This is a genomic window from uncultured Vagococcus sp. (assembly GCF_963518325.1).
GTDB lineage: Bacteria > Bacillota > Bacilli > Lactobacillales > Vagococcaceae > Vagococcus_D.
Genome location: NZ_CAUQJB010000028.1, coordinates 16,353 through 43,322 on the forward strand (window position 1 = coordinate 16,353; position 26,970 = coordinate 43,322).

At 37.2% G+C, this 26,970-nt stretch carries 34 protein-coding genes; 15 read left to right on the forward strand and 19 right to left on the reverse strand.

The annotated features are described in order from the left end of the window. Positions 1-21: 21 nt before the first annotated feature. Entirely contained in the window at positions 22-672 is a 651-nt protein-coding gene (locus tag RWN13_RS18040) for a WxL domain-containing protein (protein ID WP_314066488.1), read from the forward strand. 46 nt (positions 673-718) lie between these two features. Beyond that, positions 719-1,753, forward strand: a complete 1,035-nt coding sequence (locus RWN13_RS18045) for a DUF916 and DUF3324 domain-containing protein (RefSeq protein WP_314066491.1) — start codon at positions 719-721, stop codon at positions 1,751-1,753. Positions 1,754-1,869: 116 nt separating this feature from the next. On the opposite strand, the gene RWN13_RS18050 is transcribed toward RWN13_RS18045, so the two are convergent. The 6 genes from RWN13_RS18050 to RWN13_RS18075 form a co-directional block, all read right to left on the reverse strand. Beyond that, positions 1,870-3,171, reverse strand: coding sequence for an MATE family efflux transporter (locus RWN13_RS18050; protein WP_314066494.1), 1,302 nt, complete (start codon positions 3,169-3,171; stop codon positions 1,870-1,872). Positions 3,172-3,528: 357 nt separating this feature from the next. Continuing rightward, on the reverse strand, positions 3,529-4,062 hold the full coding sequence (locus tag RWN13_RS18055) for a DUF308 domain-containing protein (RefSeq protein WP_314066497.1): 534 nt from the start codon (positions 4,060-4,062) through the stop codon (positions 3,529-3,531). A 48-nt stretch (positions 4,063-4,110) separates the two neighbouring features. Then, on the reverse strand, positions 4,111-5,259 hold the full coding sequence (locus tag RWN13_RS18060; RefSeq protein WP_314066500.1) for a S1C family serine protease: 1,149 nt from the start codon (positions 5,257-5,259) through the stop codon (positions 4,111-4,113). Positions 5,260-5,607: 348 nt separating this feature from the next. Beyond that, the gene (locus RWN13_RS18065) at positions 5,608-5,811 is read right to left on the reverse strand and encodes a type II toxin-antitoxin system PemK/MazF family toxin (RefSeq protein ID WP_314066504.1); all 204 of its coding nucleotides are present in this window, start codon (positions 5,809-5,811) and stop codon (positions 5,608-5,610) included. Between the two features lie 114 nt (positions 5,812-5,925). Continuing rightward, complete coding sequence (locus RWN13_RS18070; RefSeq protein WP_314066505.1) at positions 5,926-6,204, reverse strand: hypothetical protein; 279 nt, start codon at positions 6,202-6,204, stop codon at positions 5,926-5,928. A 28-nt stretch (positions 6,205-6,232) separates the two neighbouring features. Continuing rightward, positions 6,233-6,775 (reverse strand): HAD-IA family hydrolase, encoded by a 543-nt coding sequence (locus RWN13_RS18075; protein ID WP_314066507.1) that lies wholly within the window; start codon positions 6,773-6,775, stop codon positions 6,233-6,235. Between the two features lie 614 nt (positions 6,776-7,389). Between RWN13_RS18075 and RWN13_RS18080 the strand changes: the two genes are divergently transcribed. Genes RWN13_RS18080 through RWN13_RS18090 form a run of 3 tightly spaced genes read left to right on the forward strand, consistent with a single transcriptional unit; the run spans position 7,390 to position 8,314 of the window. Next, positions 7,390-7,662 (forward strand): hypothetical protein, encoded by a 273-nt coding sequence (locus RWN13_RS18080; protein ID WP_314066509.1) that lies wholly within the window; start codon positions 7,390-7,392, stop codon positions 7,660-7,662. A gap of 10 nt (positions 7,663-7,672) precedes the next feature. After that, positions 7,673-8,029 carry a hypothetical protein gene (locus RWN13_RS18085; protein ID WP_314066510.1) on the forward strand — a complete coding sequence of 119 codons (357 nt, stop codon included), beginning with the start codon at positions 7,673-7,675 and terminating at the stop codon, positions 8,027-8,029. A gap of 21 nt (positions 8,030-8,050) precedes the next feature. Then, positions 8,051-8,314, forward strand: a complete 264-nt coding sequence (locus RWN13_RS18090) for a hypothetical protein (RefSeq protein WP_314066512.1) — start codon at positions 8,051-8,053, stop codon at positions 8,312-8,314. 27 nt (positions 8,315-8,341) lie between these two features. Here the strand turns inward: RWN13_RS18090 and RWN13_RS18095 are convergent, their stop codons facing one another. Continuing rightward, positions 8,342-9,853 carry a hypothetical protein gene (locus RWN13_RS18095; RefSeq protein WP_314066514.1) on the reverse strand — a complete coding sequence of 504 codons (1,512 nt, stop codon included), beginning with the start codon at positions 9,851-9,853 and terminating at the stop codon, positions 8,342-8,344. 23 nt (positions 9,854-9,876) lie between these two features. Beyond that, positions 9,877-10,896 carry a hypothetical protein gene (locus RWN13_RS18100; RefSeq protein WP_314066515.1) on the reverse strand — a complete coding sequence of 340 codons (1,020 nt, stop codon included), beginning with the start codon at positions 10,894-10,896 and terminating at the stop codon, positions 9,877-9,879. A gap of 266 nt (positions 10,897-11,162) precedes the next feature. On the opposite strand from RWN13_RS18100, the gene RWN13_RS18105 reads away from it, so the two are divergent. Both RWN13_RS18105 and RWN13_RS18110 read left to right on the forward strand, forming a co-directional pair. Then, positions 11,163-11,804 (forward strand): immunoglobulin-like domain-containing protein, encoded by a 642-nt coding sequence (locus tag RWN13_RS18105; RefSeq protein ID WP_314066517.1) that lies wholly within the window; start codon positions 11,163-11,165, stop codon positions 11,802-11,804. Positions 11,805-12,049: 245 nt separating this feature from the next. Beyond that, the gene (locus RWN13_RS18110) at positions 12,050-12,301 is read left to right on the forward strand and encodes a hypothetical protein (RefSeq protein WP_314066520.1); all 252 of its coding nucleotides are present in this window, start codon (positions 12,050-12,052) and stop codon (positions 12,299-12,301) included. A 68-nt stretch (positions 12,302-12,369) separates the two neighbouring features. Here RWN13_RS18110 and RWN13_RS18115 read toward each other — a convergent pair whose 3' ends face one another. The 7 genes from RWN13_RS18115 to RWN13_RS18145 all read right to left on the reverse strand — a co-directional run bounded on the left by RWN13_RS18115 (position 12,370) and on the right by RWN13_RS18145 (position 16,205). Next, a complete protein-coding gene (locus RWN13_RS18115; RefSeq protein ID WP_314066522.1) occupies positions 12,370-12,534 on the reverse strand; it encodes a hypothetical protein in 165 nt (54 codons plus the stop codon). Positions 12,535-12,549: 15 nt separating this feature from the next. After that, positions 12,550-13,356: a peptidoglycan amidohydrolase family protein gene (locus RWN13_RS18120; protein ID WP_314066524.1), complete on the reverse strand. Its 807-nt coding sequence runs from the start codon at positions 13,354-13,356 to the stop codon at positions 12,550-12,552. 3 nt (positions 13,357-13,359) lie between these two features. Beyond that, positions 13,360-13,860 carry a phage holin gene (locus tag RWN13_RS18125; protein WP_314066525.1) on the reverse strand — a complete coding sequence of 167 codons (501 nt, stop codon included), beginning with the start codon at positions 13,858-13,860 and terminating at the stop codon, positions 13,360-13,362. Positions 13,861-14,455: 595 nt separating this feature from the next. Further along, complete coding sequence (locus RWN13_RS18130; RefSeq protein ID WP_314066526.1) at positions 14,456-14,896, reverse strand: YopX family protein; 441 nt, start codon at positions 14,894-14,896, stop codon at positions 14,456-14,458. A 14-nt stretch (positions 14,897-14,910) separates the two neighbouring features. After that, positions 14,911-15,099 (reverse strand): hypothetical protein, encoded by a 189-nt coding sequence (locus RWN13_RS18135; protein ID WP_314066529.1) that lies wholly within the window; start codon positions 15,097-15,099, stop codon positions 14,911-14,913. Then, positions 15,089-16,000: a DUF1642 domain-containing protein gene (locus tag RWN13_RS18140; protein WP_314066530.1), complete on the reverse strand. Its 912-nt coding sequence runs from the start codon at positions 15,998-16,000 to the stop codon at positions 15,089-15,091. Before RWN13_RS18140 ends, RWN13_RS18135 begins: the two co-directional genes overlap by 11 nt. A gap of 34 nt (positions 16,001-16,034) precedes the next feature. Continuing rightward, complete coding sequence (locus RWN13_RS18145) at positions 16,035-16,205, reverse strand: hypothetical protein (protein ID WP_314066531.1); 171 nt, start codon at positions 16,203-16,205, stop codon at positions 16,035-16,037. A gap of 115 nt (positions 16,206-16,320) precedes the next feature. Between RWN13_RS18145 and RWN13_RS18150 the strand changes: the two genes are divergently transcribed. Next, positions 16,321-16,707, forward strand: a complete 387-nt coding sequence (locus RWN13_RS18150; protein WP_314066532.1) for an immunoglobulin-like domain-containing protein — start codon at positions 16,321-16,323, stop codon at positions 16,705-16,707. Between the two features lie 126 nt (positions 16,708-16,833). Here the strand turns inward: RWN13_RS18150 and RWN13_RS18155 are convergent, their stop codons facing one another. Then, on the reverse strand, positions 16,834-17,094 hold the full coding sequence (locus RWN13_RS18155; RefSeq protein ID WP_314066533.1) for a hypothetical protein: 261 nt from the start codon (positions 17,092-17,094) through the stop codon (positions 16,834-16,836). A 115-nt stretch (positions 17,095-17,209) separates the two neighbouring features. Between RWN13_RS18155 and RWN13_RS18160 the strand changes: the two genes are divergently transcribed. From RWN13_RS18160 to RWN13_RS18190, 7 genes are all read left to right on the forward strand, one after another. Next, positions 17,210-17,533, forward strand: coding sequence for a hypothetical protein (locus RWN13_RS18160; protein ID WP_314066535.1), 324 nt, complete (start codon positions 17,210-17,212; stop codon positions 17,531-17,533). 144 nt (positions 17,534-17,677) lie between these two features. Further along, positions 17,678-17,974, forward strand: a complete 297-nt coding sequence (locus RWN13_RS18165) for a hypothetical protein (protein ID WP_314066537.1) — start codon at positions 17,678-17,680, stop codon at positions 17,972-17,974. Between the two features lie 304 nt (positions 17,975-18,278). Next, positions 18,279-19,016, forward strand: coding sequence for a site-specific integrase (locus RWN13_RS18170; RefSeq protein ID WP_314066540.1), 738 nt, complete (start codon positions 18,279-18,281; stop codon positions 19,014-19,016). Continuing rightward, positions 18,997-19,380, forward strand: coding sequence for a tyrosine-type recombinase/integrase (locus RWN13_RS18175; protein ID WP_314066542.1), 384 nt, complete (start codon positions 18,997-18,999; stop codon positions 19,378-19,380). Before RWN13_RS18170 ends, RWN13_RS18175 begins: the two co-directional genes overlap by 20 nt. Positions 19,381-19,629: 249 nt before the next feature. Then, complete coding sequence (locus RWN13_RS18180) at positions 19,630-21,408, forward strand: flavocytochrome c (RefSeq protein ID WP_314066543.1); 1,779 nt, start codon at positions 19,630-19,632, stop codon at positions 21,406-21,408. A 100-nt stretch (positions 21,409-21,508) separates the two neighbouring features. After that, a complete protein-coding gene (locus RWN13_RS18185; protein WP_314066546.1) occupies positions 21,509-23,119 on the forward strand; it encodes a histidine kinase in 1,611 nt (536 codons plus the stop codon). After that, positions 23,116-23,832, forward strand: coding sequence for a response regulator (locus RWN13_RS18190; RefSeq protein ID WP_314066549.1), 717 nt, complete (start codon positions 23,116-23,118; stop codon positions 23,830-23,832). The genes RWN13_RS18185 and RWN13_RS18190 overlap by 4 nt, the downstream gene beginning before the upstream one ends. 84 nt (positions 23,833-23,916) lie before the next feature. Here the strand turns inward: RWN13_RS18190 and RWN13_RS18195 are convergent, their stop codons facing one another. The 3 genes from RWN13_RS18195 to RWN13_RS18205 form a co-directional block, all read right to left on the reverse strand. Next, positions 23,917-24,228, reverse strand: a complete 312-nt coding sequence (locus tag RWN13_RS18195; RefSeq protein ID WP_314066550.1) for a transketolase C-terminal domain-containing protein — start codon at positions 24,226-24,228, stop codon at positions 23,917-23,919. Further along, positions 24,215-24,502 carry a hypothetical protein gene (locus RWN13_RS18200; protein WP_314066552.1) on the reverse strand — a complete coding sequence of 96 codons (288 nt, stop codon included), beginning with the start codon at positions 24,500-24,502 and terminating at the stop codon, positions 24,215-24,217. Before RWN13_RS18200 ends, RWN13_RS18195 begins: the two co-directional genes overlap by 14 nt. A 242-nt stretch (positions 24,503-24,744) precedes the next feature. Then, a complete protein-coding gene (locus RWN13_RS18205; RefSeq protein WP_314066554.1) occupies positions 24,745-26,934 on the reverse strand; it encodes a glycosyl hydrolase family 65 protein in 2,190 nt (729 codons plus the stop codon). Positions 26,935-26,970 lie beyond the last annotated feature (36 nt).

A 26,970-nucleotide genomic window follows, 5' to 3' on the forward strand; every position in this document is an offset into this window, starting at 1 on the left:
AGAAAAAGGACGTGTCAATTTATGAAAAAAACGCTATTAGCTAGTGTCATTATTTGCAGCTCTCTCTTATTTGGTAGCTTAGAAGGGGTTATTATGGCAGCTGAAACGGGAGATAATCATCAATCCCTAAGTGAAATCAGCATTACAGAAGGAGACGGTTCTACGGATCCTCTTGAGCCTGGGTTGCCTGGTGACGAAACAGGACATACTGGTTCATTGACGATTGATAATATCACACATTTAACCTTTGGAACACAACAGTTATCATCTAAAAAAGAAGTCTATAAAACCACCTCGGCAAAACCCAATGTTCAGGTAACCGATCAACGGGGAGTCGGAACTGGTTGGAACTTAATGGTCGCTTCCAGCAAGTTCAGCACTGAAGAGGGGCAAGAATTAAAAGGCGCCTTCTTGAAATTTGAAAAAGGTCGCGTAGGAACCACCGAAGATAACACCTCTGATGCCCCATTAGCTAACGAAGTCAGTTTTGAACTGTCCAATGATCCCATGATTATTATGTCAGCCGATGAAGACGCTGGTTTGGGGACCTGGGTCAACCGTTTATTTAACGAAGGGAACACCGATAATTTGGTCTCATTGGAAGTCCCTTCTGGCAATAAAGTGGGAGTTTACTCGGCTAATCTTGATTGGACCTTAAGTGACGCCCCATAATTAGAAGGCATCTGTTCAACTAAACTAAAAACAAGGAGTGGTCAGTATGGTAAGAAACACATGGCAGCATTGGATTGGTGGCTTTATGATTATCATTGTGTTGGTATTTGGTGCTTCAACAACTTCTGCTAATGAAATCGGCTTTGGCATTAAAGCAACTATTCCAGACAATCAAATTGATTCTCAGTTAACCTATTTTGATTTAAAACTTGAACCAGACTCCTCACAACAGCTGTCTGTCACCCTTACGAATACGACCGCTCAGGAAAAAAAGATTCACCTAATCCCTAATCGAGCAACAACCAATCAAAATGGCTCGATTGATTACAGTCAAGAAAAAGCAGTGAAAGACGCCAGTTTAGCCATTGATTTTAATGAACTAATCTCTGAAAAACAACTGGTGACCCTTGGACCTAAAGAAGTTAAAGAAGTCGCTTTTACGTTACATGCACCTAAAAACGCCTTTAAGGGAATCGTTCTAGGAGGACTGTTCGTCTATGAGGATAAAGAGAAAAACACTGAAACTAAGGCTGAAGAAGCCATTCAAATCACCAATGACTTTTCTTATATTATCGGTGTTAAATTACGTTCGAATGAAACCGAGATTGAACCGGATTTTGTCTTAAAGACTGTTAAACCAGAGTTAAAAAATCATCGAACAGCAGTTGTGGCCACCATCCAAAACAACCAGCCCGCGATTGTCCGCGAGATGACCATTGTCTCTAAAATAACGAAAGCTGACAGCCAAAAAGAGGTTCTCTCTAATAGCAAAACAGGCATTGGGATGGCCCCAAATTCTAGCTTTGATTTCCCCATAGGTTTTCAAGATCAAGCCTTGAAGCCTGGCAGCTATCACTTGCATTTAACCTTAACCATTGAAGATAAAACTTGGGAGTTAAGTCGTGCTTTTGATATTAGTCAAAATGAAGCCCATGAGATTAACAACAAGGCCGTTAATCTCGAAAAATCGCCGCTAGTCATGATTCTAATGATGATACTGATAATATTAGTATGCATTATTATCCTGCTTGTTCTTATTTTAAAGAAACGAAATACCCAGTCTCCAGATAGACTAACTTAGACGTACATTAATGGCCTGCTTGCCCTTGCAAGTTATTACCAGAGTTTTACTAGATGCTTATGCCGTTCAAAATCATTAAATAATCCCCCTGCTCAGATAGTGAGCAGGGGGATTATTTAATGGTTTTGAATTGTCTTCCGATAGAAACGTGAAAAGAGAAAGCTTAGCCAAAGATAATTGATAGCCAAACCCCATAAGATGGTCATAAGGGAATTAAGACCGACTAATTGTAACACCAGCAAGACACACACGACTAACCCATTGACCATTCCTGTGAGAATCAAGGTCTGACGTTCTTTTCCAATGGCTTGCAAACTATACTTATTTATTTCAAAAAATAGCTGGCTTGTAAAAAAAAGCAAGACAACTGGAAGAATTTCCATGGCTTGATGGATCAACTCTGATTGATTTGATAATAGTGGCAAAAGCGAGGAACTAAAGCAGACGACAATCAGACTTACACCCAGATAACTGGCTAATGTCACTTTTGCGGTTAATTTTGGCAATTGCCGTAGCTTATTGGATTGGCCCTTTCCAAATGCTTCGCCAATCAGGATCAATTGACTATTAGCGTAAGGAAACATGGCGGACTGAGCCAGTTTGACTATTACCAGACAAAGGCTATAACCAGTAAAAATCGTAAATGGCAAACGGCTTACTAGTGCTGTCACTATGACACTAAAAAGAGTCCCTTCTAAACATTCTTGTCCAAAAAGTGGGCCACTTTTTTTTAATAGAAACCATTTCTGGCTGCTTTTAATCCCTTTCAGCATCCTTAAGCCTTTCCTTAAAACAACACAATAAAGCCCACATTCCATCAACAAGGAAAACATGGAAGCAACCCCTAGTCCTAACAGCTGCTTAGACTTTGGTAAATAAGCAAAAGCAGCTAAGGCCATCAACAGATGAGCTAACGAACTAATGACACCAGCAGTAACGATCATCACGGGCTTCTTTTTAACTTTCAACTGGTTGGAGAATGAAAAGATGGTCACATAAATCACGAGTTTGAAGGCTGAAATTCGGCCGTAACTTATGCCAAGGACTAGGGTCTCCCCCTTAAAATGATAGAGATGTGCCAACAATTCAGGCAGCAACATCATCACCAGTAAAGTCCCTATTCCTCCTAGCAACAGATTTAAAAACAAAATCGATTTAAAATAATTTTGGAAAAGCCTTGGATTGCTTTCCTGAATACGTGAAGCATAGATATTAAAGGAGAGGGACCCTGCCCCTAAAATCCCCACAAGGGAATAGACTAACCCATCCACCACTTCCGTTGCCGCAATGGCATCGGATGAGATTCTACCAATCATCGCCGTGAAGATGACACTCATGGCTGTACCTAATAGACTGTTAAGCAACAACGGCAATGAGACGTGATTTAGTTCACTTCGTAAGATATTTTTTTTCATCATAGACCTGCGCTTTCTTTTTGATAGAAAGCAGGTCTCAAAAAGCGGCACAGATTATTCCCCTCAAACAAAAGACCAAAAAAAATTTGGTCCAATCAACACAACTTAATGGCGACCTGCTTAATGAACCTGAGCGAAAACTGCTGTAAACAGCCCAAGCTGAACTAAACGGTGGCAAATTTGCCATCGTTTTTTGGGTCATTAAGTATTACACAGGTGCGTCCATTTAGGTTGATACCTCCTTATTTAACGGTTATTTAATTTAACTATAACAGCTCAACTGCTGGCGGACAAGTCTTAAATAGCAAAAAGCACTGAACGTTTTCCTAAAAGGAGACACTTTCAGTGCTTGGTGAATTTTTAAGCAAAAGAAGCTATGACTTCTTCTATACCAAAGATTAAGAAGTAGAAACCAATCAAAAATGGCACCGTCAATGCTGAGACAATCGGGTTAAAGAATAAGGAAATCCCGATAAGCACACAGACGACATTAAAAATGATGGAGAGCCAATAAATCCATGTACTTCTTTCTTTTAAAAAGCCCGCATTTAAAATATGGGCAATGGAATCCGTAATAAACCAAATGGCGAAAATCCATCCTACGACCACAATCCCAGAATAGAGATTAAATAAAAGGATGATCCCTAACAAAATATCTAAGACGCCGGTGACAATCAGAAACGTCGCATTCATTCCTGTTGTACTTTTTACTTTTGAATATTTGATAAAATTATTAATCCCTTTGATAATCGCCAAAATGCCAAACCAAAGAACTAAAACACCAATGGCCATTGCCGGCTGTGTGAAGAAGATAAAGGCGGCAATAATATACAACACGCCAATCAGTAAGTCCTTCCAATCAAACCCTCTGTTTTTCACTTCTGTTGCCATCATAATCATTCCTCTCAATAGGTAAATAGATACGGGAATTGTCCCTTTAATTTAGTCGCCACTACGGGCCTTTAATTCAACTGTGGCAGTTTGTTTTTCTTGGCCACGGTAAAACTCAACTTTAATTTTATCGCCTATTTGATACTGATACAATAGCGTTTGTAACCCAACATTGTCGTCCACCGCTTCGCCATCAATCCCAACGATCACATCTCCAACAGCTAGTTTCGCAGCCGCAGCTGGTGAACCCGCTTGAACTTCTAACACAACCACACCTGTTGCCACATCATCAGGCAAATCAAGGGCTTGTTTACGTGTCTCAGCGTTAACCAAGAATAAGTTATAAGGCGTTACGCCTAAAAATGGTCGTTCAATCTTGCCATTTTTTTCAAGTTCAGCAATGATCTTAATCACGTCATTACTAGGAATCGCAAAGCCCATGCCTTCAACACTGGCTTCGGCTATTTTAATTGAATTGATGCCGATAACTTGCCCTTTGACATTCAAAAGAGCGCCCCCTGAATTCCCTGGGTTAATCGCTGCATCGGTTTGAATGGCATTAATACTAGTAAGTTCACCATCATCTGTCTTGTTGGTAATGGTTCGTTCGACTGCAGAGACAATCCCCTGAGTCACCGAATTAGCATACATGGAACCTAAAGGTGAACCAATAGCAATCGCTGGTTCTCCCACTTGAACCTTGCTGGAATCTGCAAATTCAGCTGCTTTTGTCACATGCTCGCTGGACATTTTCAAAACAGCCAAATCGGTAAATGTATCTAGGCCAACCACTTCAACCTTCTCCGTTGTGCCATCTTTCATCAACACTTCTACAGCATCTGCCCCAGCAACAACATGATTATTCGTCACAATATAAGCCTGATTTCCTTCTATTTTATAAATAACCCCACTGCCTTCACCAGCAGCTTGTAGCGTCCCTTCCTGATTCAATAAATCATTAAGCGACTGATTGCCACTTTGCAAATTAATAATTGAGACCACTGTTTCTTTGACCTCACCGACCATTTTAGTTACATCGCTGTTAACTTTATACGTCACATTACTCGTACTTGTCTCACTTTTACCTAAAGTGATGGTATCATTCTTCACCAAACCGATTAATATGCCACAAATAATCAACGCTCCTAACATGCCACCTAACAAACTGTAGCCAATAATTGCCCCTTTGCCTTTTTTCAATTGACGTCCCTCCATTCATTTAATTGGTTAACACTATTTTATAAACATAACCAGAACACCTTTAGACTCCTTCTCGTGTCTAACTTCTGATTTTTTCCCTGTTACCCGTATAATTAATGACCCAATATAACTATTATTGAACAATACCTTTGTTATCTATTACGTTAACGCATAACGCTTATAAAATCAATCAATAACACTTGAAATACCGTCATTAATTGGGCGAAAACGTCTTTAAATGGGTGGAAAAATAAACCTATCCTCAGATCCAGATTGTTATCGTTCATTAATGGATACTATAAGCGACAAAAAAAGCAGAGAACCCCTCTCCCTGCTTTTTTTGTCTATCTAATACATCAGCTTTATTTTCTCACTGCATTCAATAACAACACTCATAGGTGCCGACTCAATGAATCTAAATCCACGTGCTGAAATATCTATCATTTTATGGTGCTCTAACAAAATCTCTTCTTCAACTTTCAACCCAACTGGCAAAGAGACATGGAGTGGAAAATGTTTGATTTTGCTTGTAATTGGCGCAACGCTTACCATGTTTTTTTAAAATGGAATTCTTTTCCCAACAATGATACATGGCCTACCCCCCGTTGTTCATGCCCGTTTGTAGGATTTAAATTTAAGTAAACAATGTCACCTTGACAGAGATTATCAATCGATTTCTTTGCACTTATCATATGATTTCCTCGCCAACTGGTCCACCTGTTTCCCACTCAGAGGTATCAAATGGTCCTGAATCATAGGTTTCAAATAACTCTTCAATCGTCTGTGGTTTTTTTCTTTTGGAACAAGAATAATTTGACCATGTTTAATGGTCATATCAAAAACCACTGAACCACTGACATAACCTAACTCGGCAAGATCCTCCTTAGAAATTCTAATACCATTTGAATTTCCCCATTTGGTTAATTTGACTTCTTTCGTTATCATTAGTAAGACCTCCTACTTGATTGTCAAGTCAGACGTTTGTTTGAATTTCTTTGATGCAAGCCAATAAATCGACATGGTTCGTCACTTCAATCACCCCTTCTTGGGTAGCAAGTTCTCCTTTAGTATTTAGCCAAATCACCTGCCATCCCGCATTAAGCGCCCCTTGAACATCGTTCACCGGGTTATCCCCAATATAGTAGCGAGGATTCCCTTTTAGTCTAGTTGCCATTAAATCAAATACTTGTCTATCTGGTTTGGAAACACCTACGTCTCCTGAAACAAGAACTTGTTTTGGACTGAACCAGCGATCAAGCCCTAATGACTCTAGTTTCATTCGCTGATGATCACTTGGGCCATTGGTGATGATGCCTATTTCCATCGATTGGCTCTGGCAGTAGTTCAGTATCTCGACGACTGTTGGAGACAATGAGATATGGTTTTGTTCATATAAGTAATCTCTCTGCCATGATTGGCAGTTCTCATGAGATAACACAATCCCCTGAGCCTCATAAGCCAACTGAATTCGCTGAACCCGCATGTCTTGGAAGCTTAGTTCCCCCCGCTCGCGCATAAAATAAGCTTGTTCACTGAAATATTGAAACTGCTCGTACAACTGGTCTATGTCGACTTCACCAAACTTCAGGCTGTTTTTTTCCGTGGCCTTAACAAACTGTTCCTTCTAAAAATAAAGGGTATCATCTAAATCAAATATCAGGCTAATCATGTCATAAACTCCTCATTAGTTATTATTTTTCCAACCAGCACCAGTTAGGGTCATTATCAAACTGGGCGATAGATTCATGATGACTTATCGCTTACTCAACCCCCAAAATGCTGAGTCACCTTGTTCTCATCAATCGCTTCATTTACCTTCATTGTACCAAATAGTTCTGGTATAAATAAAATTAGATGTTCCTCCATACGTCAACAACTAAACAAATGCCTACAAACCAACGATTATCTATTAAATGGCGAGTCACCATACGCCTCCATTCGCCATAATTTAGTATTCAAATGGTATTCAATTAAACAGTATGAGCGCACTTTCTCAAAAAAATGTTAGTTACCCAATAAAAGAATGCGAATTTCCTCTTAGGAATTCACGTTCTTTTTTCATTTCGCTGATGTGACTTGACAAAGAGAACGTACGTTCGTATAATTAAGAACAAGAAAAGGAGTGAGGGCATGAAATCTAATCAAATTGGCATCGTGGACAAAATAAGAGTAATTAAAACTTATCCAGATATGTTAGTACGTTTTACATTAGTCACATCATCAGAACGAATCAACTGTATCGTAACAAAAAAAGAATTAGCTCAGCAGCTATTGTTTATAGAAAATGGTCAGACTGAGATTGCTTGCTTTGGCCATGTTAGTAAAACTAACAAACTTGTTATCGATAAAATGACGATTAGAAATCCTACCTCATTCCTGATGGCATTCGCCATGCAAGCGTAGGTGATCACAAATGCGATTCATAAGAAAATTAGAACTTGATAAAGATTTCTTTGCTCCAAGGTATTTCGCTAAACATACTAAAAAATTTCGCCGTTTATCAGCTGAGAAAAAAATTATTGAAAGTGTCAGCTACAATCTATGGTCTTTCTCAAGTCCTAAAATACCTATAGGGGCTGCGTTGATTCCAGCAAGTAAGGCTGATCACATGCTTTTATTTAGTTTAGAAAAGACAGAGGTATTAAGTACAGTGCCTTTTAGATTGGAAAGATACCTTAATGTTAACAATATAACTGTTGGTAAATTAACTCCTAATCAGGCTCTTTATGTATCATTTGAGGAGATTGACAGTCAATACAGAAATAGATGAAAGGTTAAAGTGGTTCTTTAAATGGATATGACTGAATTAGATATAGTGGAAAAGACGTTAGATTTAATTGTAAGCATCGTTGTCCAGGTTGATGGTAGAAAAGTATTAACAGGGGATTTAATTGAGAAGAAAGAAACACACAGGTATTGGTCTAATAGAGAAGCTAAAGTTGCGGCTGAAGAGTTTAAAATTGCGGCTCGAGAATATTACGAACCGAAGATACGGGCAAATTTATCTGAATTTAAAGAGTTAATCAAACAACAAAAAGAGCTAGGCCGGGTTTAAAGGTCTAGCTCTTTATTTTATGCAAGATTACAACGTACCTACAAACAATAATAGTATGCTTATAATAAGAATTGTTAATCCCCACATAATTATTGTTGTTAATCTAGCTCGTTTCATAAAATCCATATCATCTCTATAGTTTTCATCATTATTAAATATTCTCGTTATATCTTCTTGATTTAAAACTGAAAGATAGTAGCTTTTATTCTGTTGATAATTTTTCTCAACTCTTTCAATATCAGAATTCATCTCAACAACACTTATTAATAGGTAAATGAAGGACATAGCTAAGAATGCAATTGTAATTTTTGTTATATCCTTTGTAAAGATATTCTCTATTTTTCCTGATGAAATAGTATTAAATAATACAGTAGAAGCAAAAAATGCAAAAAATGCAAAGAAATTATTTTTAAACTTAGATGTCAAGTTCTCAACTTTTTCTGATGTTTCTTTGTTCAAATCCTTTAAAAGAGATACTACTTGATTTAATACTTCAACATACCTATCCACATTTTCCTTTAAATACAGCTCAAAATTTGATTTTATTGAGGGTAATAATGATGTATAACGAGAAAATATTGATTTCCCATCAAAAAACAGTGTGATTACATTTCTAGTAATTCCAATTCTTTCATCTATACTATCTCCATTTTGATAAACCCAATCATAAATTTCATAAAAAACTTTAGCTTTATTGTCTAAATCAGAAATATATTTGAAATCCACATTTTCAATAACTAATCTGTTTCCTTCTATTTTCAAATCTAATTCATCGCCTTCTAAGGTTACAACATTTGATATACAGGAAATAGACAGTAATAAAGTCATCTTTTCAAAAAAAATTTTGTATTTTGTATTTTCTACTTCAAAATGTAATCGAAAATCCTCAGGAAGAAACAAAGTAGTGAAAAGAAAATTACATTTCTCAAAAATTTTGTCCAATTTAGATTGTCTAAGTAGTTCGTTTCTTTCTTGATTACTTGTATTCCAGTTGTATTCTGATATTGGTTTAGACGATATAATAAACTTGTTAGTAATCAATTCAAGCTCATCAAAAATCAACTCAAAATAGACAATCTTTACATTTTGAAAATAGCTTTCACACTTTCTTAAGCTTTCAAATAAAGTAATGTCTGTATCTGAATCATTTTTCGTAAAAAATTGTAATAAAGAATCAGTAGAATAAAAAGAATAGACTGTGCACTCTTTAGTGACAAGGTTATTTTTATCAATATATATTTCTATTTCAAATGACTCTTCATCAATTAATTCTTTCTTCTTAAAGTATCTTTCGCTACACTCTAACACCAAATCAATTATGTCTATACTGCCACTATCAAATAATTCACTATCTTCGATATCTATGAAAGTTACCACACAATTATCTCTATCCTTTTTAGCAGTTAGCAAATCCTTAAAACTTTTCATGAAGATGTCAATGTCATTTTTACTACTTATAGAAATCTTCTGAAAGATCACTTGATTAACATTTTCGGAGGTAATAATGAAAGGTACTCTATTTTCATTTTCTTCACACAATTAAAAGTCCTCCTTTCAAAATGCTACGTCCATTTAAAACTATCAAAAGTACTAGGATTAGTAGAACGAATTTTGATAAACTGTTCTCCATTCTCTTCAACAGATTGAATATTATTTCTAATTTGAGAATCTACACCAGTCAATGTAAGATCAATAAAATTATTAACTTGCTTAGTTTCTTTCCATTTTTTTGCTTTAATCGCTTTCGGTTTAATATCGAACTCTGTATCAGCAATTTTATTTTTATATGCTCTTGCAACATTACCAGTCACTTTTAACATATCTATTTCACTATTTTCAGGAGTATATCCTCCAATAATATCTTCTATTAATTCTTTTTTTCTAAAAACTTTTCCGGTTTTAAAATATCCAAGTACTATATTTCTACATAAAACATAATCTGAGGGATATTTTTTTTCAAGATCTTTCCTCAATTGATTGGTTATAACAGTAAAAGCTTTTTCCGTATTCTGTTCATCTGAACTTAATTCTTTAACTTCTAAAAAATCGGATTGCCAGTAATCAGAGATTCGCCGATTATTATCTGATATTAAAATACTTATAATTTCATCAGGTTTTCTCATTTTAAAGACACATGTTTTAAAAGCTTTCTTATCGTGAGGTAAACCTTCTTTTGAAACTAAGTCGCCAACATCTAAAAATCTGTTAGATTCAATTTTTGCAATTAAAAAATATGAAAATTCATCCTTAATAAAATACGATTGTATTAAACTTCCCTTTTTGATCTCTTTCTTCAATTGTTTAATTTTTTCTTGAGTTTTCACTTCACTTTTCAACAACCTTTTAGCTACTGTATCTCGAAAACTATCAGAAAGTTGATCCAGTAAAAAAGTGTTTTTTACTACACTTACTACCTCTGTTGTTTCACTTTCAATTACAAATCCCTTAGTATGTGGATTTATCAGTATTTCATCAGTTAAGGTAGTTATGTAATTTTGAACATCGTTTTTATCTAACTCTTTAAAAATAATTTCTTCTTTTTCTAAATCAATATGGTGCATTGTAGTAAAAATTGTTTGCATGAGTATTCTCCTTTTAAAAAAATATAAGCTATATGTCAATTAAACCAAAATAGAGAGAAGAAAACAAGCGTTTTCGTATCTCTCATAGCTTATATAATCTCAAAGGACTATAATTAATTATATCACGGGGAACACCAGTTTGCACTATTTTTGTTTAACTCAATACTTATTAATTTGTAAAAGATTAATAATCGTTCGAAAAACATTGCTTTTAGAACTAACTTCTTTATAATTAAATGTATTACAAGAAATGGAGGATTTATAATATGAAAAAGATAGGTAAGATAAAATGGATCGGTTTGTTAGTTGTAGCTACACTTATTTTTGGTTTTTTCTCAATATTTAAAACAAGTACATTTAAATCAGTGAAAGTGTCAGCAGCTCAAACTGCTGATGCGCCATCTCTCTGGACGAGGCATGACTTCCTTCTAAAAGGAAAAACATTTGAGCCATACATAAGAGCTTACGATAAGATAGATGGAAATATATCAGACAAAGCCGAGTATACCGGATTTGTAGATACCAACAAAGTAGGGACTTATAGTTTAACATGGTCAGTTACAAATTCAAGAGGAATTTCAACAACTAAAATACAAATCATAAGAGTTGTTGAAGAACTTCACGACATAGGCCTAACTATATACGAGTCTCCAGAACTTCATGGTGTTGGGAGCTTACTTATACCTAAGGGTGTAGGGGCAACTTGGTTCGACACACCTACCGCACTAGCGGAGTTAGGAGTAACTGCAACTGATGCTGAGGGTCATGATATAACTTCTAAAATCGTTATCGAAGGTTTGGAAGAGTTTGATCCATGGGATGACCGTGATTATGAAATTACATTTAAAGTTACAGACTCATTTGGAAATACAACTTCAAAATCTGTTACTTGGCGTCAAGAACCGTAATTTTTTTTAAATTACTAACTACGTATATTCATACTTTTATTCTATAACGTAACAACACTATCGCCATTTCAAATAATATACGATATAATTTAAGAACTACCACACCATTGCTTTCTTTCGTAAATTAAGCTAATGTTCCATGGTAGAAGCAGCCAGGCACACTATCTGGCTGCCTTTTTAATTTGTAAAGAAATAAAAGGTTCTATTTGTGATAAGATGGAGAAAAAGATAAAGGAGAGATTTTCATGAGTAAATATATTGGGTTATCTAATTTATTGTCTCAACAATCAAGTGACTCTATTACCTTGACTTTCGACAAAATCAATTCATTATTACCTACAAATGATGGACTTCCAGCTTCCGCTTATAAATACAGAGAATGGTGGGCCAATAATAGTAAAGGTCACTCCCATGCTCGCTCATGGTTAGAACAAAACTTTCTTGTCGATTACATCAATCAATCTGAAGAACTTGTTACTTTTATCAGAAACAACTAGTTATCTTAATAATCTAATGAAAAATAAACAAAAAGCCTTGACCTCAATTGAGAATCATGGCTTTAACTTTACTTTTTCATTTTAGGTAGTTCTTTGATAAAACTCTTTGTTGCATGGTTCAACATATTGTAAGCTTCCATAATTTTCCCCTCCGAGTGTAGTCGCTCAGTCTCTTCCCGATCACTTTTTAAAATGTTCACTCTGTCTTCATAAGTTAATTCTTTCTGACTCAAGTGGACCACTCTCCTTTAAGGTAATTTTCCAGCATTTAAGCGGCGTTGCATCACACTGACACAATCAGACTTAGGACTAATGAAACCGTCCTGAACAGTCCCCATTTTAGCTTGTAGAGCTACTATAAATTCTTTAGTGATGATTCTCGATTGAGTAATCCCCAACCACTTGCACATAGTAATGATTAAATTTGAACCTGACTCACCATTTCCAAACTCGGCTGAATAAATATTTTTAGTATGATCATTTAACGGTTGTGAGCTAATAACCCCATCACGAATGCTAAGACCAAAATACTCTTGTAGTCGTTTAGTTGTACCAGGTCCCCATTGACCATCAACAATCAAAATAGTCATTTGTGGTTTATTTCCAGTTTCAGGAACAACAATCCCTCCGGTATCCTTAAGACGATAATAATAAACTGGCAGCCCTGAATAATCTCCCATCCATTGATAAGCTGGTGTAACAGCCATGTTATTTTTACCATAGCCATAGGTACAATGGATGATGTCCTTGTTACTTAAGAATAAGCCTGTGTGACCTCCTGAACCTAGAGAATTCCCCTTTATGCCAGAAACAAACACATCGCCGTACGATGCTTGAGAACGACTTATAGGGATAAGCAACTTGCCTTCCATACTATAGAGTGTCTCAGTGTTACCAATGAACGTTCCTTGTTTTAAGAATCCTCCAGCAATCATTGCAGTATGGACGGCACTGGAACAATCATAAGAGTTAGGGCCCAAACGATTAGACATTGAATAAGAGACTTTACCTTGCCTAGTTCGCATCCAATCCATCATTTTAGTTTTATCAGCCATAAATTAGTAGCCTCCTTGATCATCTAATTCATCGTAAAACTCAACATCACGTTTAGTTTTGCCAGGTTCGACATACTTCATTGCTCTGTTACTGTCTGCAATTCCGTCCGTGGTACTGTCCGGCACAATATTAAAAGCATTGACAAGTGTCAACCCAACCAAGAATGGGTTACTAACAAATTGAATGAAAATAGTTCCCACCATCGCCCAAGACGTGATATCTTCAAACTTGTAACCAAAATAGGCCAAGATAGGAATTAAAACCGCTGCTGCAAACCTCGCAATAAATGCTAGCTTTACTCCTGGTCTATTAGTAACAAAACCACTTACTTGATTTTGTGGGATCCCTGTAAGTTTAATCAAATCCTTTTGTGACATACCATGATTATTCAATAGTAATCCCAGTTTACAGTGAAGGTGAACTTCATTGTCATTAACTTTCACAAAACTTCTCACCTTATCGCTCACCTTTCCAACTAATTGAATATCTGTCTTATTCATCATTTACACCTCTTTCGTGTTAATATCTAGAAAAATTAATTATTTACAAATCTTTTTTGTGTTTTCGTAACTATTTGTTTGTACCACACTTTGGTATAATAGAATAAAAAAGTGAGGTGTAACATAAATACTGAATTATCTAATACTGAAATCAAAATATTGAAATTTTTTAGAGACCCTCGTATAGGATTAAATCGTCCCTATGTGTCGGCGGAAGTCGTTCAATCCCATTTTAGATTAACCCTTAGCATGGCTAATCATTGTCTAGATAATCTTTTACGAGGTGGCTTCGCCAAAATCGACACCCTTCACGACGAAGCCACGTATTACCAAATTACTGAACAGGATAGTTTATATTTAGAAAAAATTAGATATAAATTGAAGTCTAAAATAATTTGGAGTATGGTAGTCCCTATCGCTGTCTCAGCAATAACATCTTTGATCATCACTATGCTCTCATTTTAAATAAAATACGACTAATAACGACACGATGATAGAAGTAACTATACTTAGCGCATCAATCATAATTTTTTCTTGTTTTTCCATAAAGTAAGCTCCTTTCTTTAAGATTGGAGCTTTTTATTCTCCAGCTGATTAATCACTTTTCGATTAATTCAGGATTATCATGTATATTTCCTACAATTTCAATGTTGTAATCTCCACTGTCATAAACCTCTGCAAAAGAGTTCATTTCTGTTTCGATATTCGGCATACTAAAAGCTGGATAGTTCCCGTACTGCTTATCACTCAGCCCCCAAACTACTTCTGACACTTCACTCCAACCATAATCACTCGAAACCAAAACGACGCTACCATCATAAATTTCTACATGATTATCATCTGTTAAACCTACAAATTGTCCAATCGTTTCTGGAACCACTTCAACACAATATTCGTGCAATCGTTCTAGAGGAAAAGCTACTTTATCGCCTAAAACTAGATGAATCATGAAAACTTTATCTCCAAAACTGTTCGGGACCGGTACACCGTATACCCATTCACCATTATCAACTCGTTTGGCTCTATATTTAATATTCATTCCACCACACCTTTCTATTCCATGCTAAAATAAATAGGTACTAAATCATTCTCAACTCTGAAACTAAGTACCTTCGCCTTCTTACCCTCGCCTATCACACGGTTAAACTCAGTGTGTCTGGCTCTTTTTTTAACCAAGGTACAAGGCAACCCTTTGACAGCATAAGGTACACCAGCACTTATTAAATCTACTTTAGCTATCATGATTGACCTCCTCGACTGGCACTGCAAACGGCCAGAAGCGCTCGTCTAATGCTTTTATAGTTTCTTCGGTCAACTCTGGAACAAAATCTCTAACTCTCCTTGGTGATAAACTAAAATTACTTTCATCACTTGTTTCATCGTGCAAGAGATACATGTTCTTGGTTTCCAGCTCTGCTTTATTCTCGTTCCACTCTAACGCTGGAAACGCCACATAATACTTCGGCTCTTCCTCGACTTCATGGCCATATCTAACCGCATCTAAAAATCTGTCTGGATCAGCGAAAGACCATTCTAGAATTTGCTCTTTCGGCCATGACGAACAAATCGTAAAAAGATTATTATAAGCATCAATACCGTGATCACCGTTTTTCTTAACAAACATCAAGAACTCATCCATAAACGGTGGCACTTTAACCTTGTGATTATACTCGATATTCCCAAAAGAGCCTGCTGCTACTTTGGCTACAATGTCTCCAATTGTCATTCTTGTTAAATTTTCTAACTCTTGAGCCTTATGATCGTTACTGAATCTTGAATTTCCTTCGTTAACTAATATATCTATTTGATCAGTGATAGCTTGACCTGATATCTTATGTCCTTCTTCGTTCAAACTAGCTGATTGTAAAGCCGCTTCTGTAAATGCTTTGATGTCATCTAAACTCATTTCACTTTTGCGATCATTAAAACTTTTAAGAAGCCTTTCATATTGATTACTTGTTTCTTTCATGTTTAGTCCTCCTTGAGCTTTTGCCAGCTTTTTAAAATACTGATCTACTGAGTCTCTCTCTTCTTGTGTTGCGTCTCTCATTTCAAGACCTAAAAATTCTTTCACAATTTGTTCGGCAGCTTCTTTCCCCCACTGACCTACTTCTTCTTTTGTGGCTTTAATTTTAATACTCAATCCATCCACTCCTTTCGATTACCCGAGAGATTAATCAACGACCACTAAGATAGTCGCTCTCTAACTTCTTGCGGTCAGAATCTGTGATAAACATTCCAACTAATCGATCTTCGTCACCGCACTGCTCACACTGCCTTTCTTCATAGCTCAACTCTTCATCCGTTTCAAAAAAAATGTCCAAACATGAAATGTATAAAAACTTCATTCTTATTGCCCCTTTCTATTCTCCGTGATATTAATAATTTTCATATATAACAAATCAGTTCATTTAATATAGTTTTATGTTACAATTAACCTATCAAAATATTGGAGGTTTTTTAATGAAAAAGAAGAGTTATATTGAGTTAAAAATTAATAAAAAGTTTATTGGTGTTTTCATGTCTGCGATTGTGTTAGTGACTAGTATTGTAGCTTTTAGTTTGACTGGATTTGCTTATGGCAATAGACCCCCTATTGGAAATGAAGCCCCTGTAATTATTGCAACAGATTTAAATTTCCCTAAAGGCGCTGCAATAAATGAAGAAATTTTACGTAAATCAATTACTGTAACCGACAAAGAAGATTGGCATATATCGGCTAAAGACGTTGCTATATCTGGGTTAGAATGGGTTGATATTGATGAGCCTGGAACTTACAGGATAGCCTATACTGTCACAGATTATGATAACCACGTTACCTCAACGTCTATCAATTTATTTGTTTATTAGGAACTAACAAGGGAGAGGAGGATGAATCAAATCCTCAAGTTGGTAAATAACATTTAGGCAAATGTCCCATTTTTTACGCTCATAATTTTTAATTATGGGCTTTTTATTATCGTAAAGAATAGCAAGCTAAACGCTACGTTTTTCCAAAAATATTAAAGCCTCTTTTAGTGGTAATTCTAGCAACTCGGTTAGTTCTTTTTGATTTTTTATAAGAGACACCTTTTCATCGTTGCCACTATCCCACTTACAACAAATTGAATTTTCATCTACACGATAAGTAATGTAGCCTTCAATCCCTTTAGTTTGTAAGGTTTTAGAAAGTTCATTTTCTAAATCCGCTAATTTTTTTGCTTGATTCACAATTTTTCGATAAGTTGGAACTCCCATTTAAACACCTCCAAGTTGTTAGTTTTCTAGGTATTACAATTATTTAGTCCATTCTTTCAGTTTTGAACTACGGAAATCATTGTGGTATTATTTATATACTTAAGGAGGTTATCTCTTGAAAAAAATACTATTCATTTTGGCTACTGTAAGTATTATTTTTCTTAGTTCTTGCTCAAATAAGCTTAAGGAAAATAAAGTAACCGATAATTCAATTTCATTTTCCGAAGCTCTTAGTGTAGAAGGTACTAACAATGAAAATAGTCGCCATAATGGTCAAAAAATTAGAGCTATATACATTACTCAATATGTTGATCCGCTTACTGATCTTACTTCCGATGTTTACTCTACTCAAGTGATTGGAATCTATGAAAATGAACCTCCCTTCATAGTTGCAACAAGTCACCCATTAAGTTATGTAGCAAACTCATTTGATTATTAATACCTAGAGAATGCTTTATCAAGTACAGAAAATAGACTTAATGGTGATGATTTTATCATTAACCCTAACTTCAAAGATCCATTCTTCAGCTTCAACTTATCAACAAACAATGATAAAAATTCGATCAATAAGGAAGCTCTTCATGTGAAATCAATAGATAATATGAACTATCTGATTTTTGATGCTGATCAGGATCAGATATCTTTTACAATAGGAGATACTCTCCCTTCCATGGTAAAAGATAAAGAAGCAATTAAAGTTAAGGGAGAACGTTTAATAGGATTTAAAGAGACAAATCCTACTAATGATAAAGTACGTTACCTTTTATTTGAAGCTACTAACGATAAACAAATTGCTGTTTTTGATGATATTGAAAATGAATTTATTAGTTTGAATAAAAATATTGATAGTCAAATTCCATGGCCCCACCTGACAAACTAATTTGTTAGGTGGTTATTATTTCAATAGCAATTAAGAACTGTATTTTACTTTTTCACAACGATCGTTATAATATGTCTCACCGTCGATGGTTACGTGTTCCGTAAGCATTTAGATATCGGATATATGTTACCGAAATGTACCGGTTTTACAATTTCCCATTGCATTCTCCTCGCATATTACTTATAATGCTCTCATATAAAAGGTTTTTGATTAAGAGGCAACTTTAGCATAATTAATGACCTCTTATCTTAGTATCACATTTTGTTGCTCTTTTTACGTGCGCTCACACGGAAAGGACAAAATAATGGCAGTAATTAAAAAATATACAAAAAAAGACGGGTCAATCGCTTATATGTTTAACGCTTACTTGGGAATTGATCCAGAAACAGGAAAATCTAAACGGACAACTAGGCGGGGGTTCAGAACGCAAAAAGAGGCTAAAATAGCCATGTCAAGATTGGAGTTAGAAGTTGACTCAGGAGGGCTTGTCAAACAGTCCTACAAGACATTTGAAGAGGTATACGAGGTTTGGTACGAGCAGTATAAGAATACTGTTAAACCTGTAACAGCTGACCAAACAAAACGATATTTCCGGTTACATATTCTCCCAAAGTTGGGAGACATGAAAATAGCTAGTATTACAAAATTCACTTGCCAGAAAGCGGTAAATGAATGGAGCGAAGAATATAGCGCATTTCATCTTATTAAGAGCATTGCTCAAAAGATGTTAAACTATGCCGTCTCTCACGATATTATCGAGACAAATCCTATGCAATTTGTCATAATGCCAAAGCGAGTACCAAAAAAACAGGAGAAGGTTATGTTTTTGGAGTTAGATCAACTTAAATACTTCTTAATCAGAGCTAAAGAATTACTACTGTATCATGATTACTTGATTTTCAGAGTATTAGCTTTTACAGGCCTTCGAAAAGGCGAGTTAGCGGCTCTATTTTGGAGTGATTTTGACGAGATCAATCAAACTATCTCCGTAAGCAAAACTGCTGGGGTACTTAATAAAAAAAATGTACATATCTACTCCTAAAACTAAGCAAGCGTATCGCCTCATTAGATTAGATGACATCACATTCTCCGAACTCAAACAGTGGCGGAGACAGCAGAAAAAAGAATTACTCAAGTACGGTATTAGAATACATTCAGGAGATAAACAGCATATTTTCCACAGAAAAAACAATACAGTCCTATACCCTGAATACATCAATGATTTGCTATCCGATAAATTAAAAGTAGATTTCACACCTCACTCTTTTAGACACACACACGCATCGCTTTTATTCGAGTCAGGAGCTTCTCTAAAGGATGTGCAGGCCCGCTTAGGTCATACCGATGTAAGAATGACAATGGACATCTATACCCACGTCACGAAAACAGCGGAGCGAAAACCATAGACAGATTAAGCAAATATGCTAATTTCTAAATATGGTATTCACTTTGGTATTCAACACGCTAGACTTGTTGTCAAATAGCCATTTCTAGCGTGTAAATTATTTCTGGTATAAATAAGGGATGAATGCTAATCATCACACTCTCCTAATTTTATAAAAAATCACTTATTTCTATAAAGACTTCCTTGAGAAAAGACCTTATAATTAACTTGTTCAAACATTAACAATCTAATCATCCAAGGAGGAGTCAATATGAGAAAGAAACATCAAATGGTAGTTTTGGCAATACTGAGTGTCATTCTACTATTATTAGTGGGTTGTGGAAATAGTGCTGACAAGGCCACAATTAAAGATGGAACTTATGTCGGCGAAAGCAAAGGCAATGGCGGTACAATTACCGCTGAAGTGGTCATTAAAGAAGGCAAGATTGCGGATATTAAAAATACCAGTGATCATGAAACAGAAGGTTTAGGCGATGACGCGGTTGAACGTATTATGACGGCCATGGTTGCTAATAACACCGTCAATGTGGATGTGGTCTCAGGTGCCACAACATCATCAGAAGGCTTTATCACTGCTGTAAAAAGCGCTTTGGCAAAAGCAGGCGCAACGGAAACTGACTTTATGGCTGGTGATAAAATTCCGCTTAGCCAAGTTCTTGATCAGGAAGAATATAACGTTGATGTGGTAGTCATCGGTGCCGGTGGTGCTGGTCTTTCTAGTGCAGTTGAAGCTGCTAGCGCAGGGGCCAAAGTGGTAGTACTTGAAAAAACTTCGGCTGTTGGTGGAAATACAGCCGTGTCTGGTGGTGCTTTTAACGTTCCCGGCTCTGATTTGCAAAAGAAAAAAGGAATTGACGACAGCGTTGATCAATTTGTTAAAGATGCCTTGGAGGGAGGCGATAATTTAGCTAATCCTGAACTGGTAAAAGTGGTAGGTGAACATGCTTTAGAGGCCTACGAATGGATGCGGGATGATATCAAAGCTGAATTTATCCAGGATCGTGTCCAACAATTCGGTGGTCATAAAGTCCCTCGTTCTGTGATTCCCGTTGGTAATACGGGATCTGAATTAACCAATAAATTGAAAGTAGCCGCTGAATCCAAAGGCGCCCAAGTCTTTCTCGATACGGAAGCAACTGATTTAATTCAGGACAAATCAGGAAAAATCATCGGGGTGACTGCAAAAAACAACGGTAAGACCATTACTATTAACGCCTCAAAAGGCGTCGTGATTGGCAGTGGTGGTTTCGCCTCTAACGTCGATATGCGTACAAAGTACAATGCTGACTATGGAAAGCAGTATATGACCACCGCCGTTCCTGCCAGTACTGGTGATGGAATTATCATGGGTGAAGAGGTTGGAGCTGACTTAGTGGACATGGAACAAATCCAGGTTTATCCAACTGCCAGTCCTAAAACAGGCATCATCTCATATGTGGCAAATTCACGGTTTGACGGTGGCTTATTAGTCAATCAAGAGGCGAATCGCTTTATCAATGAAGTGGGACGTCGTGATGTGATTTCCAAAGCGATTCTTGATCAGCCCGGTGGCTATGCTTATCTAGTCTGGGGCCAAGAAATTGAATCTGTTGGTCATATGACTGAGGTTCACCAAGCTGAATTCGACAAAATGAAAAAAGATGATGTGATTTTTGAAGCTGAAACCTTGGAAGAAGCAGCCAAACACTATGACATTGATCCACAAAAATTTACAGCAAGCATTTCTCGTTTTAACGGCTTTGTTGCCGATGAAACTGATCCGGACTTCCAAAAACTAGGTGCCTTTGTCAAAGTTGAAAAAGGTCCTTTCTACATTCAAAAAGTGATTCCTTCTACCCATCACACCATGGGTGGTTTGAGAATTAATAAAGAAGCCGAAGTCCTCGATCTTCAGGGGAAAAAAATTCCTGGACTTTACGCTGCTGGTGAAGTTACTGGCGGCATTCACGGGACCAACCGACTAGGTGGGAATGCTATTACTGATATCATTGTTTTCGGCCGTATTGCAGGCGAAAACGTCTCAAAATAACCTGCTGACTGTGCTATACTAAAGCTATCTTAGGATAGCTTTTTTTACGATACAGGACAGAATAGTTTTGGAAAACCTTTCTTACTTATAGGAGAAAAAAATGAAATCATTTTACCAGCACATTATGAAGCCATTGATGATTGGCAGTGTTATTTTAGTCTTAACCCTTGCCTTAGCAACGATTGTTTACATGAACCGAATTATCACGCCGGATATTGACAAGTTAGCTTCGGAAATTCTTAGTTTAAAGGTGGATGAAGTCGATAACTGGCTTAATCGACACATTAATGTGTCTGAAAACCTGGCGCTTTTATTAGCTGAGACGCCCTTGACAACTGAGAACCGAGAATCTGTTTTGGCGATTCTTGACAATAAGAAACTGCAGACAAGTCAGGAGTATGAGAGTCTTGGTTTCATTACCTTAGAGGGTGAAAAATATTTGACCAATGGTGCTCATTTCAGTGTGACTGACCGGGACTATTACCAGCAACTTAAGGAGCCAAATCTGACTCATCTCTCTATGACTATCAGTTCTCAAGCCAATGCGGCTCAGGTCGTCTTAATCGTCTCAAAGGTCTTTAATCATCTAAATGAACTGACTGGCTATGTCAGTTTGGCCTTACCTTTGGCTTACATCAAGGAGACTGTCACCAGTTCAAACAACTTGTATTCAACCTATATTTATCATGCCAACACCGAGCAAACTTTAATTGGCGAAGCTTCTGCAATGACGCCTTTTGTCACTATGGACCAAGCGATCCCCAGCAATCCAAGCTGGCGCATCAAGTTAGCAATCGCTCGTCAAGATGTCTTGTTAAGTATGGATAAGACTTTTGTTTTTATTGCTTGTTTAGCGATTGCGTTAACCACGCTTTTTATGATTATTATGAGGAAACGGCTAGTAAAGGTCAACCAGCCGATTGAAGCTCTGGATCAAAAAATGGCGGCAACCTCAGCGGGCAACTATGTGGAGATCTTGCCCAATCAAGAAATTACGGAACTTAACCAAATTGGTTTAACTTACAATCGGATGGTAGTTAACATCCATCACCAACAGGACGTTATTCGCCAACAAGCCCATCAAAAAAATGAAGTGGAACATCAGGCCCTTTACGCCCAAATCAAACCTCACTTTCTTTACAACACCTTGGAAACCATTCAAGCCATGGCGTATGATCTTGACAGTGAGTTGCTTGAAGAAGCAATCGGAAACCTAGCAACCTTTTATCGCACAGGCTTAAGCAGTGATGCTCAAATCATCACAATCGCTCAAGAATGTCAGCACATTGACAGTTATCTCAGTATTTTGCGACTGCGCTATGATACTCTCTTTACTTATAAGTTGACCAATCTTGTGGATCAGAATCAACTATTTCTAAAATTTACCATCCAGCCCTTAGTGGAAAATGCTATTTATCACGGGATCAAACCTCTGGGCACTGAAGGTCATCTAGACATTAAGATTGAAGAGCAGGCAGGCGACATCATCGTTAAAGTGATCAACCCTGCTCCGACTCTAACCATGGAAGAAGTTGAGGCAGTTAATCAACAATTGCAAACCGCTACGAATGATAGTTACGGCCTTTACAATGTTAATCAACGATTAAAACTGCGCTTTGGGAGTCCCTATGGCGTCAATGTTTACTTGGAAGATCACTGCTTTATTGCCATGATTAAACAGCCTAAAATCAAGAAAGGAGATGCTTTATGAATATCTTAGTCGTTGATGATGAAGAACGGATTCGCCAAAATTTCATCAAACGGTTAAGCCGACTTCCAGTTAAATTTGACAATTATTACCAAGGGAAAGATGGTGTTGAAGGCCTTGCCGTTGTCCAATCAAAACAAGTTGACATTGCCTTAATCGATATCAATATGCCCTTTCTTAATGGCCTTGATTTGATTCAAGCACTTCACACACAAAATGTCGAGTTGAGCATCGTTATAATATCCGGTTACGATAATTTTTCTTATGCTCAAGAAGCTATTAAATACGGTGTCAAAGCTTATCTTTTAAAACCAGTTAAGCGGCAGGAATTTGATGAAACCATTATTGCCCTTTATCAAGAACTGGATTGTAAGCGACAAGAAAGTTTGGCTGACCAGATTATCAGCCGAATGAAACAACAAATCAGTTGTCCCCAGTTTAGTTTAAGTGATTTGGCCACCGAGATGGCCTTGAGCAGTGGTCATTTATCCAAGTTGATCATCCATGAAACAGGCGACTCCTTTGGTGAACTACTGACACGCCTACGGATTGAGCAAGCGAAAACCTTAATTCGGGAACTTCCTTATGGCACAAAAATGTATGAAATTGCCGAAATGGTGGGCTTTAACAATCAATACTATTTTAGCTCTGTTTTTAAAAAGCAGACAGGCCTGTCCCCTAAAGAATTTTTGAAAACCACCCAGCGGTCACCATAGCTTGATAAAGATGTCATCTCTTGATGAGTGTTGATTGTCACTCATCAAGAGTTATGTAATTTCCATATTCTACCGTTAATAGACTCAAATGACGTATTTATCTGCTACCAGCTTTTGAACCTGTTTCATAATATCCTCTTTCAGATAGTCGGTCTTCCCCACTTGACCAAAGGATTCATGAACCCCAACCCGCGATAAAGGAGTCGGACAAGTTTCACTTAAGACCTCTGCAACAGCACTTCCCAATCCTCCGATTACATTATGATTTTCTGCTGTCACGATGGCTCCTGTTTCAGCGGCTTCTTTAATTATTGCTTGATTAATCGGTTTGATTTGAAAAACATCCACAACCATGGTTTCGATGCCCTGACTGCTCAATTCTTCAGCTGCCAGCAATGGCTGACTGCCACGTCAACCTCTCGTCGTTACCCATAATACGAATTCTATTGGCTGTTACTAAGTCTTTTAACACCGGTACATTCGCACCCTCATAGTTATTTTCTGGTAATAATTTTTTTAATAAGGCATCTTTCAGTTGTGCCTTTTGATGAATGGTTCCAAAACGCGCCATGTTTGCCATAATCTCATCCACATCCAGTGTTGGAAAGACCACCAAATGAAAATCTTTTGACACTTTTTGCACTAAATATTGCTTAAATAATTCAACCATTAAAGACTTTACAATATAAAGTGGTTTACTTGAACTGAAGTATGCAGTGGAAAAAAATCATAACTTTCCGTTGCTAATTCTTTGGCAGTAGCAACGGAACGACGCTCTAACCAATGAAATTGAGAAATAACTGCTGTAACTCCTCCCCTCTCTCCGTTTCTTTATTTTACAATAGAATGGAATGGACTACCTAAAAATTGACGCAAAAAAACGCCACCTCTCTAGGATGACGTTTCAGCTCTTTATTTGATTCGCACACTCACCTGACTGTCTGTTTGTTGCAGTACTTCCAAGGTCTCATTTACTTCCAACAATCTAACCTCAGCCTTGCCTTCCTTTAATTCAACTTCCACTAAGGTTCCTTGAAGTCTCAATCTGAATCTTAACTGACTGATTTCTTTCGGTAAATGATTGGTCACATCTAGTTGCTGATGGCCAAAGGAGACACCAGCAAAGCCGTAAATCAGACTTAGCCAGCTGCCACCCATATTAGCAGCGTGAATCCCATCCTGACTATTGCCTTGCAAGTCGGTTAAATCCATTAAGGCGGTATCCATAAAATAACTATAGCCTTTTTCAGTTCGCCCAGTTCGGCTTGCTAAAATACTAAAAACGGAGCGAGACAGAGATGAATCATGAGTCGTAACAGTCTCATAAAAGTCATAATCTCTCATAATCTGTTCCTTTGAATAATCCTGTGGAAACAGCATCTCTGCTAATAACCCATCAGCTTGTTTTGACACCTGGTGCTTGTAAATGACCATGGGGTGATAATGTAACAACAATGGGTAATTTTCTTTTGGCGTTTCTGAAAACAGCCATGGGGCTTTTTCAAAGAACGTATCATCCTGCTTGATCAACCCTTTTTGATCATCATAAGGCAGCTTCATCTTATCTGCCGCTCTTTGCCAACTTGATAATTCTTCTTGAGCGATGCCATAACGTGTCCCTAATTCTACGGCATAACACAAATTATTTTGTGCCATTTTATTGGTGTAATAATTATTATTCACTAAAGCCGTATACTCGTCTGGCCCCGTTACTCCGTTGATTTGAAACTGTTCACTGCCATTTATTTCTACCCAGTCACCGTAACTTAACCAAAAACGAGCTGTTTCAAAAATGACTTCGGCCCCTTTTTCTTGAATAAATTGACGGTCTCCTGTCACCTTTTCATACAGTTGAAAACCATAGGCTATGTCGGCATTAATGTGCAATTGAGCCGTTCCTGCTGGATAATAAGCACTAGCCTCTTCACCATTAATTGTTCGCCAAGCAAACAAAGCACCTTTTTGAGCCAGCTTTTTGGCCCTTGCTTTTGCTTGAGGTAAGATGGAACAACGGTATGCCAAAAGGCTTTTGGCAATTTCTGGTTGCGTATAAGTGAAGAATGGTAGCATGTACATCTCAGTATCCCAAAAGTAATGGCCTTCGTAACCTTCTCCTGTTAAGCCTTTCGCCCCAAAGTTCGTCAAGCCATCTCTACCAGCATTTTGATAGAGATGAAATAAATTAAAGCGAATTCCTTTTTGTAGCTCTGGGTTTCCGAAAAGTTCAATATCACTTCCTTGCCAAAAAGCTTGGTAGTGTGACAATTGGCCATGATACAACCTTTCGAAATTCAAGTGTTGTCTTAGTGACCTTAAGCCTTCTAAGACTTGGGATTCATTTCTGACAGGGAACGAGATCAACGTAAAGTGATCAATCGAGACCGGTTTCTGCTCGTCAGCTAAAAGCTTAATCCCAATTGTGTCAGTTCCTACTTCCGTTTCCCCAGCCTCATTGATCATCACTTGGGACATCAAAATATCTTGTCCACTGTTCGCTGTCAGTTTTAACCAATTATCTACGATGGTTTCTTGGCCTAACTGTCCCTTCGCCTTTGCCACTCGTGGATCACTTATCTCAGTATCAGATACCGTAACATGTTCAAAATGGCTGGTCACCATAAATTCCCCACTGAAATTAAGAGGGGTCAAGGTTAATTTTAAGGCACTGACCTCTGGCTCAACTAAGGAAACAAAGGCCGTCACTTCAACTGTCGCTTTTTTTCCTGTCAACGTTTCAAGTTCATAAGACTCTGTCAAGGTCCCCCGTTCCATATTAAGTTCATACGCTTTTTGCTGAATGCGCCAGTCCTTTTGCTGGCTAGGCTCGCCTACGATGCTAATGTCTAAATTATGGCTGTTCGGCAATTTAATCATCGTTTGATGATTCTCTGCATAACCATAGGCCCACTCGCCGTAAGTAATTGGCTCTGTTTCGTAAAAGCCATTAACAAAGGTGCCAGGATTACTTTCTCCTGCCAATTGATTAAATAGGGCTGGACGACGAACCCCCAAGTGCCCATTACTCAAAGCAAAAAGAGTTTCAACATAGCTGGTAGTGTGTTGCTTTAGGTCCTTAAGTGTTAAGTTAAATGCTTGATTCATATTAGTCTCCTCTTAGATGCATTTTCTATTACTCAC